Genomic DNA, 16233 nt, shown 5'->3' with positions numbered 1-16233 from the left:
CCTGGTATTCCTGCCGCTGGGAGCGGCGAAGACCGCCGCGTTGCCGTTCATGCGGCAGGCGGCAGGCGGCAGGCGGCAGGCGGCAGGCGGCAGGCGGCAGGCGGCAGGCGGCAGGCGGCAGCGCACCTCGGCATGTCGCCGGGACTCTACTGCGATGTCAGCGACGGGTACCCGTGGTTTGGCCACCTCCTGGTAGTCCTCCAGCCAGGCGCAGGTGTCGTCGATCACCGCTTCCCCGCCCACCGGGCCATGGCCCGGGACCACGATCCGGCGTTCTCCCAGGGCCTGGACCTTGTCCAGCGCGGTGAGCCATGACGCGGGGTTGTTGGTGTCCGCCATGTAGCAGTGCGAGTGGTGGTTGAGCAGGTCCCCGGCGATCAGGGCTTGCGCGTCGGGCTCATGCGGGCGGATCCGCACGAGGCCGCCCGTACGCCTGATCTGATCAAGCGAGCGGCAGGGGAGGACTTCTTCCTCACGCTGCTCACCGAAGGGTCGGCCAGACTCCAGCAGGGCGACCGCGACGCCGAGGTGGGTCCCGGCGACTTCACCCTCGTGGACAGCGCCCACCCTCCGTGTTCCGCTTCGACCGCCCGTTCCGCTCGGTGGTCCTGCAGATACCCCGCGCGATGCTCACCTCCCGCTGCGCCGCAGCCGAGCACATCACCGCCGTACCGTTCCGTACCGCGCACGGGTGCCTTCGTCAGTCCCGTCCTGCGCGCCCTGGCCCAGCAAGGTCATGACCTTGACGAGACCACCGCCGCCTCGTTCATGAGCAACCTTCTCGATCTCCTGGCCACCGCCTGTCACGCGATCGGCCCGGATATCTCCGGGAAGGCGAGTGCGACCGTCCACCGGCGTGACCTTCAGCGGGCCAAGGCCCACCTCGCCGACCGGCTCCACAACCCCGACCTCACCTCGGTGGTGCCGCCGATCGAGTATTGCGGGTCTCGGTCAGCGGGGCCGAGATCGACGACGACAGTGAGACGTCCGTCGGCATCCGGTACGACGCTGCTGGGCATGCCGTTGATCACGACCGTGACGGCTCTGGCACCGTGGAACAGGGGCGGCGTCGTGACGCGGGTCGATCCACTGCCCGTGACGGTGAACCCACCGGCACTTACGTTGTGCAGGTCCAAGAACTCCAGAGCGCGGTTCGGGTCAGCCGTGACCGACCAGCCGAACACTGAGAACTCCGGCTCGATGGACCGGTAGTCGAAGATCGCCGGCTCCGATGTGCTCTGGGAGAACCGGGCCGCGAACCGGCCGAGGCTTTCGGTGATCTCCTGCTTGAACAGGGCGGGCGTGTGACATCCCCAGTCGTACGCCCTGAACGTGTGCGGGATGCCGAGCGCAAGGAGCCGGGTGTGCAGGCTGTGCGTCTCCGGGCTGACGATGCCGGACTCCAGAACGCAGCCGGTCGAACTGGTGAGATCGCTCACCTCAGCGGCTCCCGGAAGTCCGTTTCCGGTGTAGAGCTGCACGTCGACACTGCCCAGGTTCCCCGCCAGGTCGGTCGGGTTGTGCCCCCGCCAGCGGATCTCGTTGGTCACGCGGGGCCCGTAGATCGAGTCCGGAGGGGCGAGGTTCAGAACAGGGCTGAGCGAGAGGACCGCGGCTCCGGGAACCCAGTTGCTGTCGGCCGCTCCGGACAGGCTTGAGGTCGCGGCGAACAGATCCGGGTGCCTGGCGGCGAGCATGAGGGCGCCGTAGCCGCCCATCGAGGCACCGAGGATCACGCGGTGGGCGCGATCGGCGATGGTGCGGAAGTTCGCTTCGATCAGCGGGATGAGCTGCTTGGTCACGAAGGTCTCGTACATCGGCGGGCCACCCGCGCCGTTGTTGTACCAGTCGCTCCAGTACCCGGAGTTGCCGCCAGGGATGGTGTCACCGGTGTCGACGACTCCCTGGAGCGGGCTCGCGCTCGGTGAGACGACGATCGACGGGTAGGAGGAGGTGAGGCTCTCACCGTCCGCCGTGGTACGGAACATCGTCTGGTCACCGTTGGTCCCGACCAGGAAGTACGTCACCGGCCACCGGCGGGTCGGGGCGGCTGCGTAGCCGGTAGGCAGCGTGACCTCGACCTTGGCCGGTGTGGTGAACGACGGTGTCGCGACGGTCAGCGACACGGTGCGCTGGGTGACCCACTGCTCTCCGGTGATCGTCGCGCCGGCGACCGGCACGGTTCCCGGCATCGGCGGCAGGTCCCCGATCGCGGCCGATGCCGATCCCGGCGCGAGGCCGGTGACCATGCCCGCGGAGACACACAGGGCGATCAGCGCGGCACGGATGCCGCTGGTGCGGGCGCAAAGGCGAAGCAGACTCATACAGATCCTTCGGGCTGAGTCGGTTCGGAACGTACTGAGGGGATGTCACCGACGTTGGGCCACTGCACGGGTTACCGGGACGTGTCGGTGGTGACTTCGCTCTGCCACTCGGGGTAGCGATGGCAGGCGACCGTCCGGCCGTCGGCCGTCGTCCGGGCCTCCGGTCGGGTCTGCCGGCAGCGTTCCTGAGCGACCGGGCATCGGGCGGCGAACGGACATCCGCTCCCCGGCTGCGGGTCGCCGTTCGCGAGTTCACCGGCCGCGGCGATCGCACGGCGCTTCCGTTGGGCAACGGGGTCGGCGACCGGGGCGGCCAGCAGGAGTGCGCGGGTGTACGGGTGGGCGGGTTCCCGTGTGACCAGGCGGGTCGGTCCGGCCTCCATCACCTGCCCCCGGTACAGGACGGTGACGTCGTGGCAGATGTGCCGTACGACGGACATGTCGTGCGAGATGAACAGGTAGCCGACTCCATGGCCGTCCTGGAGGTCCGCCAGGAGATTGAGGATCTGAGCCTTGACCGACAGGTCCAACGCGCTGACCGACTCGTCGCAGATCACCAGTTGGGGCTCGGTCATCAGGGCACGGGCGATGGAGATGCGCTGGCGTTGGCCTCCTGAGAAGTCGCGCGGGTACCTGGCGGCAGAGGCCGGGTCCAGTCCCACGTCCTCGAGCATCCTCGCCGTCCGGCGCGCGATGGTCTCCCGGGACCGGATGCCCTGGGCCAGCATCGGCTCCGCCAGGCTGCGGCCCACGGTGTAGGAGGGGTTGAGGGAGCTGTTCGGGTCCTGGAAGACGGCTTGCAGCGAGCTGCCGAGCTTCCTTCTTTCCGCAGGTCTCAGGTGGGTCGTGTCCGCGCCGAGCAGCCGCACGCTGCCGGATTGGGTGGGCGCGAGGCCCAGTACCGCCTTGGCGAGCGTGGACTTGCCCGATCCCGACTCTCCGACGAGCCCCATGGTCGTACCACGCGGAATGGTCAGACTGACGTCGTCGAGTGCCTGGAACAGCGGTTCCCGCCGTCGGCGTCTGAATCCCACACTGACGTTACGGACCTCCAGAACGGGTGACTGCTCCTCGGTCATAGCGGTAGTGCTCCTTCACGGACGAGATCCTCGGTGCGGATGCAGCGGGCAGCCGTGTCGGGGCCGACCGGCAGGAGGGGGATGGGCCCGCCGGTGCACTGCTCGCGCGCGTGGACGCACCGGCCGGCGAACCGGCATCCGGTGGGCCAGGCCCCGGGGGGCGGCACCCGCCCGGGCAGCGTGGGCAGTCGCGCCCCCTCCTCCGCGGTGCTCGGATCGGCGGCCAGCAGCGCCGCGGTGTACGGGAAGCGGGGCGCGTGGAACAGACTCCGGGCAGGGGCCTGTTCGACGACCTCCCCGGCGTACATGACCACGGCCCGGTCGGCGATGTCCGCGACGACGCCCCAGTCATGGGTGATCAGGAGGATCGCCATGCCGGTGCTCTGCTGCAGCTCGCGCAGCAGAGCGAGGATCTCGGCCTGCACGGTGACGTCCAGCGCGGTCGTGGGTTCGTCGGCGATCACGAGTTTCGGCCGGCCGGCGAGCGCGAGGGCGATGTTGACGCGCTGGGCCATGCCGCCGGAGATCTCGTGCGGGTACGAGGCGAGCACTCGGTCGACGTTGTGCAGCTTGACCTGGTGGAGCAGTTCGGCGGCTCGTGCGCGCGTCGCGGGTCCGGAGAGCCGCTCGTGACGGCGGATGACCTCCTTGAGGTGGCTGCCGACCGTGTGCGTGGGGTCGAGGCTGCCGAGTGCGTCCTGGGCGATGTACGCGATGCCGGAGCCGCGGACGGCTCGGTACGCGCTGGGACCGCCGGCCACGAGGTCCGTACCGCGATGGACGACCTCGCCGCCGGTGACGTCGACACCGTCCGGCAGCAGCCCCAGCACCGCGAGGGCGGTCATGCTCTTGCCGCAGCCGGATTCTCCGACGACGGCGACCGTCTCTCCGGCACCGATGCTGAACGTCACGTCGCTGACCAGGGTGGTGTCCTCGCCGGACGTGCTCGCCGTCACGGTGAGTCCCCGCACGTGGAGCAGGCCGTCATCCGGTGTGCCCGGCGACGTCACTGCCCTCGCCCGCTGTGCCGTGTTCGTCCTGCGGCCGTGTCCCGCCCGGCGCCCGCGCGGTGCGGCTGTCCTGTGTTCGACATCCGTCTGCTCGCGGATGGCGTCGCCGAGCACACCGAACGCGAGCACGGTGAGGGCGATCGTCACCCCGGGAGGAACGAGCAGCCACCCGTCGGAGGTGACGACGGTGGACGCCTGGCTGATCATCTCTCCCCAGCTCGGCCGCTCGCCCGCGGACATGACGCCGAGGAAGGCGAGCACGGCCTGGAATCCGAGGCCGACGCCCGCGAACACCGACGCCTGGGCCAGAATCGGGCCGAGCACCCGGCGCAGCACATGGCCGCTCATGATCCGCAGAGGGCGTACACCGGCGACCCGGGCGGCGGTGACGAACAGTTCCTCGCGGACCACGAGCGTGGCGCCCCGCACGAGCCGGACCAGTCCCGGTGCGCCGAGCAGGCCCAGGGTGATCATGGCCGCGGTGGGGCTGGAGGAGAAGACACCGAGCACCACCAGGACGATGATGATCGCGGGGACGCCGAGGACCAGTTCGGCCGTACGGCTGATCGCGGTGTCGAGCCAGCCGCCCCGGTAGCCGGCGAGGATGCCCAGCGGCACACCCAGCAGCAGGAACACCACCAGCGCGGTGAGCGTGTTCACGAGCCCGGGGTTGATTCCGTACAGCAGGCGACTGAGCACGTCTCGGCCCACCGTGTCCGTACCCAGCCAGTGCGCACCGGATGGGCCGCTGAGTACGGTGCTCAGGTCCTGCTCATCGGGGGAATAGGGGGCGATGGCGGGGGCGAGCAGCCCGGCCAGTACCAGCAGGGCCAGGTAGGCCGTCGCCACAGCGCCCAGTGGCTGCCGGCCGAGGGCGCGGCGCAGCCCGCGGGGTTCGAGGGCCGGCTTCACTGTCGGTGAGGATGCCTGGGAGACCTCTCGGTTCATGGCATTCGTCGTCATGAGGTGCGCACCCTCGGGTTGACGACGTGGTAGGCCACATCGACGAGGAGGTTCACCGCGATGACGATCAACGTGAAGTACACGACGACTCCTTCGATCAGTGGCAGGTCGTGGGAGGCGGTCGCCTGGACGGCGGTGCTTCCCAGGCCGGGGATGGCGAAGATGAACTCCACGGCCACGGTCCCGCCGAGGGCGCCGACGAACACCGTGCCGATCACGGTGAGGACCGGGACCGCGGCGTTCTTCAGGGCGTGCCGGTAGATCACGGACCGTTCCGGCACCCCGGCCGCCCGCAGTGTGCGGACGAAGGGCTGGTCGAGCGCGGTCGCCACGGCGTCGCGGCTCTGCTTGGCGATCACGGCGGTGGCCGGGACCGCCAGGGTGACGACCGGCAGGACCAGGGAGTTGAACCACGCCGCCGGGTCCTCGGGCAGTGCCACATAGCCCGTGGGCGGGAAGAAGGGCAGCTGCACCGCGAAGAGGACGACCAGGACGAGCCCCAGCCAGAAGTCGGGAACGGCGAGGCCGATGACGGATCCCGACTTGACCGCCTGGCCCAGGGCGCCTCGCCGGGCTCCCCGGACTCCGAGGAGGACCCCGACGACGGCGGCGAGGAGGGTGGCGCCGATGATCAGCGACAACGACGGCCCGAGTCGGTCGCCCAGTTGGGCGGCGACCGGCTGCCGGTTGATCAGTGAGGTGCCGAAGTCACCCTGCAGCGCCTTGGACAGCCACCGCCAGTACTGGACCCACAGGGGTTGGTCCAGGCCCAGTTCATGGCGTGCGGTGTCCAGTTGTGCCTCGGTGGCGTTCTGCCCCAGCAGGGAGCGGGCGGCGTCGCCCGGCAGGAGCGCCACGAGGACGAAGGAGACCGCCGAGGCCACGAGTGCCAGCGGGACGGCCCAGGCCAGCCGACGCAGGACGAGCCTCAGCATCGGTCACCTCTGCTCACGGGCGTGCTCATCAGCTCGCCGGGCGCAGATCGGCGAACGTGGGAACCCCGGAGTTGGCCGTCGTGGCCTCCAGACCGGTGAGGCCCTTGGCGAGGTAGTAGCTCAGCGGTGCGCCGACGACGGGAAGTACCCATGCCTGCTTCATGAGGTAGGCGTTGATCTGCTTCTGCACCGCGGCGCTGTCCTTCTCGTCGGCCGCGAAGTACTGCTTGTACAGCGCGTCGAGGTGCGGGTCGGACGTGTGGAAGGGGTTGAACGGCCCCTGCGGATTGACGACACCGACGTGCAGCGTGGCCATGTTGGCCAGGCCGTAGGCGATCACGGGGGCCGGATACTTCCCCGAGGTCATCGCTACGAAGTAGTCGTTCGCGGTCGGCTTCGTGGTGATCTTGAGTTTGACGCCGACCTTCGACAGCTGGCCGGACACCGCCTGCGCCATCTTGTCGAGTCCGACGACCGTGGTGTCGAGCACGGGCAGTGTGAACCCGTCCGGGTATCCGGCCTCGGCGAGGAGCCGCTTGGCCCGCGCCGGGTCGTAGGGATAGGTGGCGTCGTAGGAGGCCCTGTACCCGGCCTGTCCGGGGAGTGCGTACTGGGCGAGCGCCAGCTTCTCGTCGCCGTACAGCGCCTTGGCGATGGCCTTGCGGTCGACGGCGTAGTTCAGTGCCTGTCGCACGCGGACGTCGCGCAGCGGCTTGCTCACCTTGCCCTTGCGGTCCGCGAGGTTGAGCCCGGTCATCGCCTGCTGCGGGGCCAGTACGGTGAGTCCGGCGCCCGCGGCCGCCTTGAGTGTGGTGCCGTCGCCCAGCGCCGCCTGGACCTGGCCGGCCCGCATCGCCTGGATCATCGACGACGAGTTGGGGATGACGCGGATCGTCACCTTCTTCCAGTGCTGCCGGTCCTTGTTCCAGTAGTGCGGGTTGGGGACGAAGGTGTAGTGGTCCGAGGCGACGGTCCGGCTCGCGTCCAGCATGTACGGCCCGGCGCCGGCCGTGCCGTTGTCCAGCGACGCGGGCTTGCCCACCGCCTTCGGGCTGGCGATGTTGCCCGCGCCGAACGCCTGGGCGAAGGCGAACGTCAGGTTGGGGTCGGACACGCGCAGTTCGAGCCGCACGGTGAGGGGTCCGGTGGCCTCGATGGTCTCCACGTTGGCCAGCAGGCCGGCCACGCCGCCGGTCTTCTGGGATCTCTCGTAGTCCAGGTACGTCTTCACCGCCTGGGCGTCGAGCGCCGTGCCGTCGCTGAACTTGACGTCCTTGCGCAGGGTCAGCTCGTAGGCGCGGTTGCCCTTCCCGACGTAGCCCCACTTGACCGCGAGGCCGGGGCCGAACTTGCCGTCGGGCTGCATGACCATCAGCGGGTCGTACGCCCACTGGTAGAAGGAGCCGTAGGAGGGGTCACCGACCGCCGGGTTCAGACTCGGCGGCGACAGCGGAGAGCCGAAGGTGAGGTCGTCGCCCACGCTCCCGGCAGCGCCCTTGGAGCTTGTGCCCGCCGAACAGGCGGTGAGGGCCAGGGCGGTGGCGACAACTGCGGCGACCGCCGCGCTGCTGCGCGGTCGGGGTGCCTGGAATCTGCGGTGAGACAGGCGAAAGGACACGTTCATCTCCGGCGACTCTGGGAGTTTATCGATTTAGCAAGCGAGAACTCGGCTACCAGGTGTGCCGGTTCGTTTGGCTGTTGGCGTCAGGATGTTCGGGAAGGCCCGCCTGATGAGGCAGGAGGCTCGTTCGCGGCTCCACGAACTACAGGTGTCCCGCGGTGGCGAGATCTCGATGTACCTTGCTCAAAGGTTTTAGCAGGATGCGCCCGCCTGGGCGCCTCGTCAAGACCCCGTTCTATGCTTCCCGAGCCCAGGTACCGGACGACGCGAACCACCGATGGAGGAGCCCATGCCTCAGCGGCGGGTGACACTGGCCGACGTGGCCCGGCGCGCGGGACTGTCCACGACCGCGGCCTCGCTGGTACTGAACAAGCGGCCGGGCACCCGGCTGTCCGAGGACGCGCAGCAACGCGTCCTCGCCGCCGCCGAGGAACTGGGCTACCGTCCCAACGCCGCTGCGCGCAGTCTCCGTACCCGCAAGAGCGCCACCGTCGCCTTCGTGTCGGACACGGTCGCCACCACGCGTTTCGCCGGGGACATGATCCGGGGCGCTCTCGACGCGGCACGGGAAGCGGGACATGTGCTGCTCATCGCCGAGACCCAGGGCAACGCCGATCTCGAGCGGGAGGCGATCGAGGCGATGCTGGACCGCCAGGTCGACGGCATCGTCTACGCGGCCATGTACAGCCGCAGGATCGCGGTCCCCCAGGAAATCCTGAGCCGGCCCACGGTCCTGCTCAACGCCACCTCGGACGACCGGCTGCCCTCCGTACTGCCCGCCGACGAGGAGGCGGGACACACCGTGGCCACCGCGCTCCTCGACCATGGACACCGCCGGATCGCCGTCATCGGACGCTCGGCGGAAAAGGAGCGCGACCCGTGGAAGTCCCTTGCCGTCGGCCCACGACTGCGGGGCATACGGCGGGCCCTCGCCGATCGCCGTCTACGGCTCGTCGGCGCCGAGTACACCGCCGAATGGGAGCCTTCGCACGGGCATGAGGCCATGACCGCGCTACTGGGGCGGGCCAACCCGCCCTCGGGGGTCATCTGCATGAACGACCGGCTGGCTCTCGGCGCCTACCAGGCCGTGGCCGAGGCAGGGCTGAGCATCCCGAGCGACATCTCGGTCGTCTCCTTCGACGACGATCCCATCGCCACCTGGCTCCGCCCCGGGCTCACCACCGCCGCCCTGCCCCACGAGGACATGGGGCGACTGGCCGTCCGGCTGCTGCTCGACGAAAATCCCGGTCCGGGAGTGCGCTGGGTGCCGATGCCCCTGCGGGAGCGCGGTTCCATCGGCGCCCCCTCGCGCTGACCGACATCACCGGTCCGGAAAGCGCGACGAACTGGCCCTTGCGTGGGAGCCGTACCGCACACCATGATGCTAAATCGATTGAGCAAGGAGACCACAGCATGCTGCTTCTGGCCGACCACTGGGTCTGGGACAGCTGGTACGCGCAGGACGACGAAGGCCGTCACCACGCCTTCTTCCTCCGCGCCTCCCGCGCCCTGCACGATCCCGAACGCCGTCACCGAAGGGCATCGATCGGGCACGCCGTCTCCACCGACCTGCACACATGGGAACTCCGTGCCGATGCCCTCGTGGCCGCCGACGCGCCCGCCTGGGACGACCTCGCCACCTGGACCGGCAGCGTGGTACGAGGCCCGGACCGGCGGTGGTACCTCTTCTACACCGGCCTCACCCAGGCCCCCGACCGCCATGTGCAGCGCATAGGCGTGGCCGTGTCGGACGACCTGAACGTCTGGCAGCGCCACGGCGACAAGCCCGTCGTAGAGCCCGACCCGACCTGGTACGAGGACTGTGACCGCTCCGCGTGGCCGGGCGAGGCGTGGCGCGATCCCTTCGTCTTCCCCGACCCGTCGGGCGACGGCTGGCACATGCTCATCACCGCCTATGCCAAGCAGCGCCCCGCCCACGGCGGTGGAGTGATCGGACATGCCTGGTCACCGGATCTGCTCACCTGGCAGGTCCGGCCGCCGCTGACGGAACCGGCCGGATTCGGCCACCTGGAAGTCCCCCAGGCGGCCGTCGTCGACGGCCAGCCGCTCCTGCTGTTCTGCAGCAACTACGCCGAACGGCCCCTCGCCCATCAGATCTGGGTGGTGCCCGGCCCTTCCCTCACCGGCCCCTGGGACATGGCACGGGCGCGGCCCGTGCTGGTGGAGAACCTTTACGCACCACGCCTGGTGCAGGACGCGGCCGGGGGCTGGAATCTCATGGGCTTCGTCGAAGAGCGCGACGGGCTGTTCGCGGGTGGGCTGTCCGACCCGATCCCTGTCCGCTACACACCCGAAGACGGCCTCAGTGTCGCACCTTGCTGAATCCATTCAGCAAGGTGCATCCTGCGGAAACGTGACCCGAGAGATCCTGAGGAGGAATGCCATGGACGCTCATCACCACCGGGCCGGTCGGTGGCATGAGGTGCGGCGATGAGCCCGGCGCCGGTGCCTTCCCCACCCGTGGACGGCCTGGTGGCCGCCGGCTACGGCACAGTCGCCGACGCCTTCACCACGGCACTGGCGCGCAGCACGCGCGGCGGCGGGGCACTGACGGTCATGGTCGGCGGTCAGAAGGTGATCGACGTGTGGGGCGGGGCCGCTGACGCCCGAGACGGCCGCGCCTGGAACCAGGACACACCCAGCGTGACGTTCTCCTGCAGCAAAGGGCTCCTCGCCGTCCTCGTCGCCCGGCTCGTGGAAGCCGGAAAGATCGACCTCGACCTGCCGACCAGCACCTACTGGCCCGAGTTCGGCCAGACCGGCAAGGAGACCATCCCCGTACGGTGGCTGCTCTCGCACCAGGCCGGCCTGTCCTGTCCGACCGAGGACATCACGAAGGCCGACGTCCTCGCATGGCATCCCGTCGTGGACAAGCTCGCCGCCCAGGCGCCACTGTGGGAGCCCGGCACCGGTCACGGCTACCACGCCTTCACCTACGGCTGGCTGGTCGGCGAGGTGGTCCGCCGCGTCACCGGCCAGAGCGTGGGTGAGGCGTTCGCGGAACTGGTCACCGGGCCGCTCGGCGCGCGGGCGTGGTTCGGCGCACCGCAGGAGGAGCTCGCGTCGGTGGCGGTTCTCGCGATGGCCCCCGACCTCGACGTCGACGCGTTGCCGCTTTCACCGGAGCTCGCCCCTGTGAAAAGGGCCATCACCCTCGGCGGTGCTTTCCCCGGCACTGTTGCCGGGAATGGCACGGGCCTGAACGATCCGGCCATCCAGGCCGCCGAAGTCCCCGGCGGTGGGGCGGTCGCGACCGCGCGGGCACTCGCCGAGATCTGGTCCTCGACGATCCTGCCCACGAGCGCGACCCAGCCTCTCCCGAAGCACGTGGTGGCGGACATGGTGCGCGTCCGGTCCTCCGGGCAACAGCTCCTGGGCCTCCAGGGCATCCCTCAGCCCAGCTGGGGAACGGGCTTCATGGTCGACAGCCCCGCCCGCCCGTTCCTGACCTCGTCGTCCTTCGGCCATGACGGCATGGGCGGCCAGCTCGCGTTCGCCGACCCGACCCATGGAATCGGTTTCGGCTTCGTCACCAACGACGCGCAGGGAGCAGGGGACACCCGAGCCCTGGACATCCTCGACGCGCTCCGCCGTACCCTCTGAAGGGCCCTTCGACCCGATGAGGATCAATGGCCTGCGGGCGCAGCCGGAAGGCCGGGATCCGCTGCCGACGGCCGATGATCGACGCGCGGTCGGTTCGAAGCGTCCGTACGAAGCGTCGGTACGAATCCGTACGAAGCGTCGGTACGAAGCGGACTCCCTCACCACCTTCCACAGCCGGGGCACCTACTGCCTGGCCGCTCTCCGGCCGGCGCCGGCGATCGTCATCCACAGCGCGCCGACGGCCTCTCGGTACCTGCGCCCCTGCCCGCGAACCTCGCGCCGACGAGTCACGTTCCGAACCCGTCCACCGAAAGAACCGGAAATCAGGCAATGACCACCGCGCTTCCGCCGCACACCAATGCTGCACCGCCGAGTCTGGCCGCTCGCGTAACCGACCGGGTCATGGCGCGCCTGCTGGCGTTGCCGGCCGCGCAAAACCACTACCGGGTCGAGCGGAACCTCCCGGCGGCCACGCGCGACGGCGCCATTCTGATGACGGACCACTACGCCCCCGTCACCGACCAGCCGAGAGGCACCGTCCTCCTGCGCACACCGTACGGACGCGGCTTTCCCGGCGACGTGGAGGCGAGGGTCTACGCGGGCCACGGGTATCACGTCGTGCTGCAGAGCTGCCGCGGCACGTTCGGCTCCACGGGAGAGTTCTACCCGATGGCGAACGAGGCCGACGACGCCCAGGACGCGGTGGCCTGGCTGCGGACCCAGCCCTGGTTCGACGGACGGCTCGCGACCGCCGGGGGTTCCTACGTGGGCTGGACCCAGTGGGCGCTGCTGATGGATTCGCCCCCCGAGCTGCGTACGTGCCTGATCGCCGTCGCCCCGCACAACATGTACGAGGCGGTCTACGGAGGCGGAGCGTTCCAACTGGGCGACTTCCTGCAATGGGCAGCGATGATGATCAACCAGGAGCGATACACCGGGCTGCGGGCTGTGGCCCGGGCCCTGACGATGAAGCGACGGCTGGCCCCGGTCTTCGACGCCCTCCCGTTGGCCGAGGCGGCAGACGCGGCGACCGAGCACCGCGCGCAGTGGCTCCGGGAATGGCTGACGACGCCCGGCTCCAACGATCCGGCATGGGATCGGCTCAAGCTCGACGAGGCTCTTCAGCGGGCGACCGTCCCGGTGCGGCTCACCGCCGGCTGGCAGGACCTCTTTGTCGACCAGACCCTGCACCAGTACCGGTCGCTGCGTGCCCGTGGGGTCGACGTCTCACTCACCGTCGGCCCCTGGACCCACAACGAACTCGGTCAGAAAGGCATGGGGCGCCTGCTTCGCGGCAATCTCGAATGGCTGGAGACACACCTCGCCGGCGAAGCGCCGGAACACCCACGGTCCGCACCCCCCGTCGAGGTGTACGTCACCGGACAGGGCGCCTGGCGACACCTGGCCGAGTGGCCGCCGGCGGCGGGTGAGACCGTGCGCTACCTGCAGCCGGGCGGGAGGCTTCTGGCCGACGAGCCGAGCGGCGGCGCGCCGTCGACGTACGTCTACGACCCGGCGAACCCCACACCGACCCTCGGTGGCCCCCTGCTCACCCTCGACGCCGGAAGCAAGGACAACGCGAAACTGGAGAGCCGCTCCGATGTACTCATATTCACCACCGACCCCCTGACCGCGCCGCTCGAGATCATGGGAGCACCGGTAGTCGAACTGGCGCACACCAGGAGCAACCCCCACGCCGACGTCTTCGTACGACTCTGTGACGTCGACCTCGAAGGCGTGTCCCGTAACTTCGCCGAAGGACTCGTCCGGCTGGACCCCGCCTCGCCCCTCGACCAGGTCCAGACCGTACGCGTGCGGCTGGATTCCTGCGCACACGAGGTCAAGGCCGGACACCAGATACGCCTGCTGATCGCCGGCGGCTCCCACCCACGGTACGCACGCAACGAGGGCACCGGTGAACTGCCCGGCACCGGAACCGAGTTGCGGCCCTGCACGCACACCATTCACCACGACACCGGCGCGGTGTCCCGCGTACTCCTGCCGACGCTTTCCGGGTGACATGAACAGTCATGTCAACCGATCTCCGGGCTACGCGGGAACGTGCCTGACGCTACCCGCGCCAGAGCCGGCGACGCACCGACCCGGACAAGCAGCGGGCGTAGGCGAGCGCAGCAACGGCGTGGCGCGGCAGGCGACGTCCCGGGCCGGCCATGGGCAGGTCCGGCCGCTGTCGCCGCAGGTGGCGATGGTCAGCTGGGGAGCGTTGGTCACCTGAGGGCGTTGGTGGCGCACCTGGCGACACCCTCGCCAATCAACCGCCCTGCCCCCAGAGCGACCAACGGGCGGCAGCGGCGCCAGCGACCGGCCCGGCTCACCTCCGACCCGGAGGACCTCACCGCGCTGCGCGGAGGACGTGTCACCGTCATCAAGATCTGACAACGACCCACCCGGCCACGACGAGCCGAGGACCACCTGAGCCATCTCCGCGGGCGGGCCCCGTCCTCCGACGGTCAGCACGTCGAACGCCCTGGAACGAACGCAGACGAGTCACCAGCCGCAGACTCCGATGACGCCCAGGCACCGTCGTCGTGTCACCGCGGCGCGCCTGTACGACGGGACCGGCTCCGTGAAGAACTCGCCGGGGAACCCCTCGACCTGGACACGGCTGCGCCGTCTTGCTGGACCACCCGCGAGGAACTGCGGATCGCGATCGTGACCTGAATCGAACGGACCTACCACCGCCGCCGCAGACAAGCCGAACTCGGCCGGCTCACCCCCGTCGCATTCGAGACCGTCATGACCACCCGGCCCCCCAAGCCGCGTGACCACACCTGTCACCCGAACCTGCATCAGACCCCCTGTCCATCGCCACCTGAGACACACTCCCTCGCCAAGCAAAGTCGCCGGAGCACGCCTCCCGCGGGCGGTGAACGGGCATCGGAACAAGGTCAGCTCCCGGCAGTCCGTAGTCCGAGCAACCGAACGGGGTACGCCGGCAACCCTCGGCTTACATGCCCCGCCGAAACCGTGAGGCACGGGGGGCGACTCCGTGGTGCGATCTGGGGCCGTTTTCAGTACGGGCCGTTTCTCCCCCACTCCGACCGGCCACGTCGGCAACGGCACGATCCGGGCGAGCCCAGTTGCCACCACACCGCGCCGACTCCGCTACACCCCTGGCCAGAGTGGATGACTCGGCACCGGAGCTACCACTTCCGGTTTCCTCGCGTCCAGCCAGCGTCCAGTGCCCAACCAGCCACAGGAGCCATGTACCGCATTCAACCGCCGCGAACTGGAACATCCATGCTGGTCAGAGGCATCCACACTACCGACACCGGCAACGAGGCCGAACTCGCGCGCAGCGGATTCGGTCCGTTCAGCCGAAGTCGACGACCCGACAGGACAAAATGATCGTTTCCGCAGTTCAGAAGCCTGCACAGGTGGGGCGGGTGGGACTCGAACCCACGGCCGACGGATTATGAGTCCTTTGAGGATCTTGGCGGTCCTTGCCGATCAACGCTCATCCATGACGTTATGGCTGGTCAGAGGGGGTTAGCCACGTCGGCGTTCCTCTGTCCTTGTCGGCCTGTTCCCATCCTTGCGTCCCGAACTCGTCCTGCACGCGTCCCGGATGGACAGGCTCGGCCGACGCAGAGCCGGTTGCACCGGCCCATGAAAGAGCCTCGAACCCGCGCGCAGCGGATTCCCCTTCCACAGGGGGAGACTCCGCCCCTCGTCGGCGAACGCGCGGGCGGTGGTGACCACTTCCGTCGACTTGGAGGTGGACAGAGCGGAAGCGCGGGCCGTAGAGGTTCCAATGTGCCTGTTCGGCGACCAGGGGCAGGTCGAACAGGTCGGCCAGGGCGCCGGTGATCTGGCGGTCACTGTCGGAGAGCGGGCTCCTGACGAAGGTCATGGCTGGGCATACTCCTCTCGCCGTGGGGTGTGGGGCCGCGGGGATACGGACTCGGCTGCCTCCGGCCGTGGACCGGGCGGGATGACGGTGTTCACGCAGTGACGTGGGCTCCGGCTCCGATGGCCAGCCACTGCACGCGCCCATGGATGTCCTGCGGCGCCTTGGCGAACTCCCGTTCGACGACGTCGCGCCCTTGCCGAAAGTGCCTCCATCCCTCGTAGTGCACCGGCATGGCCGTGTGCGGGCGGACGAGGCGGCACACCTCGACAGCGTCCTGTGCCGTCATGCTGTAGCGCACGGGCCCGGTGACCGGGAAGCGCACGCCCCCCATATGCAGGAGCATGGTGCCGACCCGCAAACGCTCCGCGACTCCTCGTACACCGCGGTGGAGCACGGTGTCACCTGAGATCCACAGGGCTCCGTGCCGCTGGCCGTCCCAGCGCAGTGCGAAGCCGGTCGCTTCGCCGACGAGCGGGCGGCTCAGCGGTGGGCCGTGGCGGGCCGGTGTGGCGGTGATCTCGATCGGCGGCCCGCCCGCGGCCTCGAGCCGGGTGACGGCCCATGGCTCGAGCCCGCGGGCGTTGCCGCCCAGGCGCTTCGCGCCGGGCACCGTGGTGACGACGACGCCGGCCGACGGAGTAACGCGCGTCCGGCGTCGTCGAGGCTGTCGCCGTGGTGGTCGTGGGTGAGGAGCACCGCGTCGATCGGTGGCAGGTCCTCGGCGGCGAGGGCCGGTCCGGCCACCTTGCGGGAGGAGGTCCCCCAGCCGAACGCGTAGGTCCGGCCGGGGGCGTCGAAAGTCG

10 protein-coding genes and 3 pseudogenes are annotated in these 16233 nt (G+C 69.6%); 6 read left to right on the top strand and 7 right to left on the bottom strand.

Features of this window, described 5'->3' with window-relative positions; translation table 11 throughout:
• Positions 1 to 345 precede the first annotated feature (345 nt).
• Positions 346 to 786 (top strand): annotated as a pseudogene (locus ACWCRJ_RS20330) (AraC-like ligand-binding domain-containing protein); the annotation flags it as partial.
• 77 nt (positions 787 to 863) lie between these two features.
• Here ACWCRJ_RS20330 and ACWCRJ_RS20325 read toward each other — a convergent pair.
• The 5 genes from ACWCRJ_RS20325 to ACWCRJ_RS20305 all read right to left on the bottom strand — a co-directional run bounded on the left by ACWCRJ_RS20325 (position 864) and on the right by ACWCRJ_RS20305 (position 7935).
• Positions 864 to 2324 carry an alpha/beta hydrolase gene (locus tag ACWCRJ_RS20325; protein ID WP_450940553.1) on the bottom strand — a complete coding sequence of 487 codons (1461 nt, stop codon included), beginning with the start codon at positions 2322 to 2324 and terminating at the stop codon, positions 864 to 866.
• A gap of 71 nt (positions 2325 to 2395) precedes the next feature.
• Entirely contained in the window at positions 2396 to 3403 is a 1008-nt protein-coding gene (locus tag ACWCRJ_RS20320; RefSeq protein WP_450940552.1) for an oligopeptide/dipeptide ABC transporter ATP-binding protein, read from the bottom strand.
• Positions 3400 to 5376 carry a dipeptide/oligopeptide/nickel ABC transporter permease/ATP-binding protein gene (locus ACWCRJ_RS20315; RefSeq protein ID WP_450940551.1) on the bottom strand — a complete coding sequence of 659 codons (1977 nt, stop codon included), beginning with the start codon at positions 5374 to 5376 and terminating at the stop codon, positions 3400 to 3402. The genes ACWCRJ_RS20320 and ACWCRJ_RS20315 overlap by 4 nt, the downstream gene beginning before the upstream one ends.
• Entirely contained in the window at positions 5373 to 6311 is a 939-nt protein-coding gene (locus ACWCRJ_RS20310; protein ID WP_450940550.1) for an ABC transporter permease, read from the bottom strand. The genes ACWCRJ_RS20315 and ACWCRJ_RS20310 overlap by 4 nt, the downstream gene beginning before the upstream one ends.
• Positions 6312 to 6339: 28 nt before the next feature.
• On the bottom strand, positions 6340 to 7935 hold the full coding sequence (locus ACWCRJ_RS20305) for an ABC transporter substrate-binding protein (RefSeq protein ID WP_450940549.1): 1596 nt from the start codon (positions 7933 to 7935) through the stop codon (positions 6340 to 6342).
• 286 nt (positions 7936 to 8221) lie between these two features.
• On the opposite strand from ACWCRJ_RS20305, the gene ACWCRJ_RS20300 reads away from it, so the two are divergent.
• The 5 genes and pseudogenes from ACWCRJ_RS20300 to ACWCRJ_RS20280 all read left to right on the top strand — a co-directional run.
• Positions 8222 to 9247 carry a LacI family DNA-binding transcriptional regulator gene (locus tag ACWCRJ_RS20300; RefSeq protein ID WP_450940548.1) on the top strand — a complete coding sequence of 342 codons (1026 nt, stop codon included), beginning with the start codon at positions 8222 to 8224 and terminating at the stop codon, positions 9245 to 9247.
• Between the two features lie 98 nt (positions 9248 to 9345).
• On the top strand, positions 9346 to 10275 hold the full coding sequence (locus tag ACWCRJ_RS20295; protein ID WP_450940547.1) for a family 43 glycosylhydrolase: 930 nt from the start codon (positions 9346 to 9348) through the stop codon (positions 10273 to 10275).
• 108 nt (positions 10276 to 10383) lie between these two features.
• Positions 10384 to 11556 carry a serine hydrolase domain-containing protein gene (locus tag ACWCRJ_RS20290; protein ID WP_450940546.1) on the top strand — a complete coding sequence of 391 codons (1173 nt, stop codon included), beginning with the start codon at positions 10384 to 10386 and terminating at the stop codon, positions 11554 to 11556.
• A 402-nt stretch (positions 11557 to 11958) separates the two neighbouring features.
• Entirely contained in the window at positions 11959 to 13575 is a 1617-nt protein-coding gene (locus ACWCRJ_RS20285; protein WP_450940545.1) for a CocE/NonD family hydrolase, read from the top strand.
• A 621-nt stretch (positions 13576 to 14196) separates the two neighbouring features.
• Positions 14197 to 14319: pseudogene (locus ACWCRJ_RS20280) on the top strand (IS3 family transposase); the annotation flags it as partial.
• A gap of 930 nt (positions 14320 to 15249) precedes the next feature.
• On the opposite strand, the pseudogene ACWCRJ_RS20275 reads toward ACWCRJ_RS20280, so the two are convergent.
• Positions 15250 to 15430: pseudogene (locus ACWCRJ_RS20275) on the bottom strand (DNA starvation/stationary phase protection protein); the annotation flags it as partial.
• A 91-nt stretch (positions 15431 to 15521) separates the two neighbouring features.
• The gene (locus tag ACWCRJ_RS20270; RefSeq protein ID WP_450940544.1) at positions 15522 to 16040 is read right to left on the bottom strand and encodes an MBL fold metallo-hydrolase; all 519 of its coding nucleotides are present in this window, start codon (positions 16038 to 16040) and stop codon (positions 15522 to 15524) included.
• Positions 16041 to 16233 lie beyond the last annotated feature (193 nt).

The organism is Streptomyces sp. NPDC002324 (genome assembly GCF_053593335.1).
This window is presented reverse-complemented; position numbering and strand designations above follow the sequence as displayed.

Coding starts and splice junctions, on each gene's coding strand:
- ACWCRJ_RS20325 (WP_450940553.1), bottom strand. CDS start 2,324: ATGAGTCTGCTTCGCCTTTGCGCCCGCACCAGCGGCATCCGTGCCGCG.
- ACWCRJ_RS20320 (WP_450940552.1), bottom strand. CDS start 3,403: ATGACCGAGGAGCAGTCACCCGTTCTGGAGGTCCGTAACGTCAGTGTG.
- ACWCRJ_RS20315 (WP_450940551.1), bottom strand. CDS start 5,376: ATGACGACGAATGCCATGAACCGAGAGGTCTCCCAGGCATCCTCACCG.
- ACWCRJ_RS20310 (WP_450940550.1), bottom strand. CDS start 6,311: ATGCTGAGGCTCGTCCTGCGTCGGCTGGCCTGGGCCGTCCCGCTGGCA.
- ACWCRJ_RS20305 (WP_450940549.1), bottom strand. CDS start 7,935: ATGAACGTGTCCTTTCGCCTGTCTCACCGCAGATTCCAGGCACCCCGA.
- ACWCRJ_RS20300 (WP_450940548.1), top strand. CDS start 8,222: ATGCCTCAGCGGCGGGTGACACTGGCCGACGTGGCCCGGCGCGCGGGA.
- ACWCRJ_RS20295 (WP_450940547.1), top strand. CDS start 9,346: ATGCTGCTTCTGGCCGACCACTGGGTCTGGGACAGCTGGTACGCGCAG.
- ACWCRJ_RS20290 (WP_450940546.1), top strand. CDS start 10,384: ATGAGCCCGGCGCCGGTGCCTTCCCCACCCGTGGACGGCCTGGTGGCC.
- ACWCRJ_RS20285 (WP_450940545.1), top strand. CDS start 11,959: ATGGCGCGCCTGCTGGCGTTGCCGGCCGCGCAAAACCACTACCGGGTC.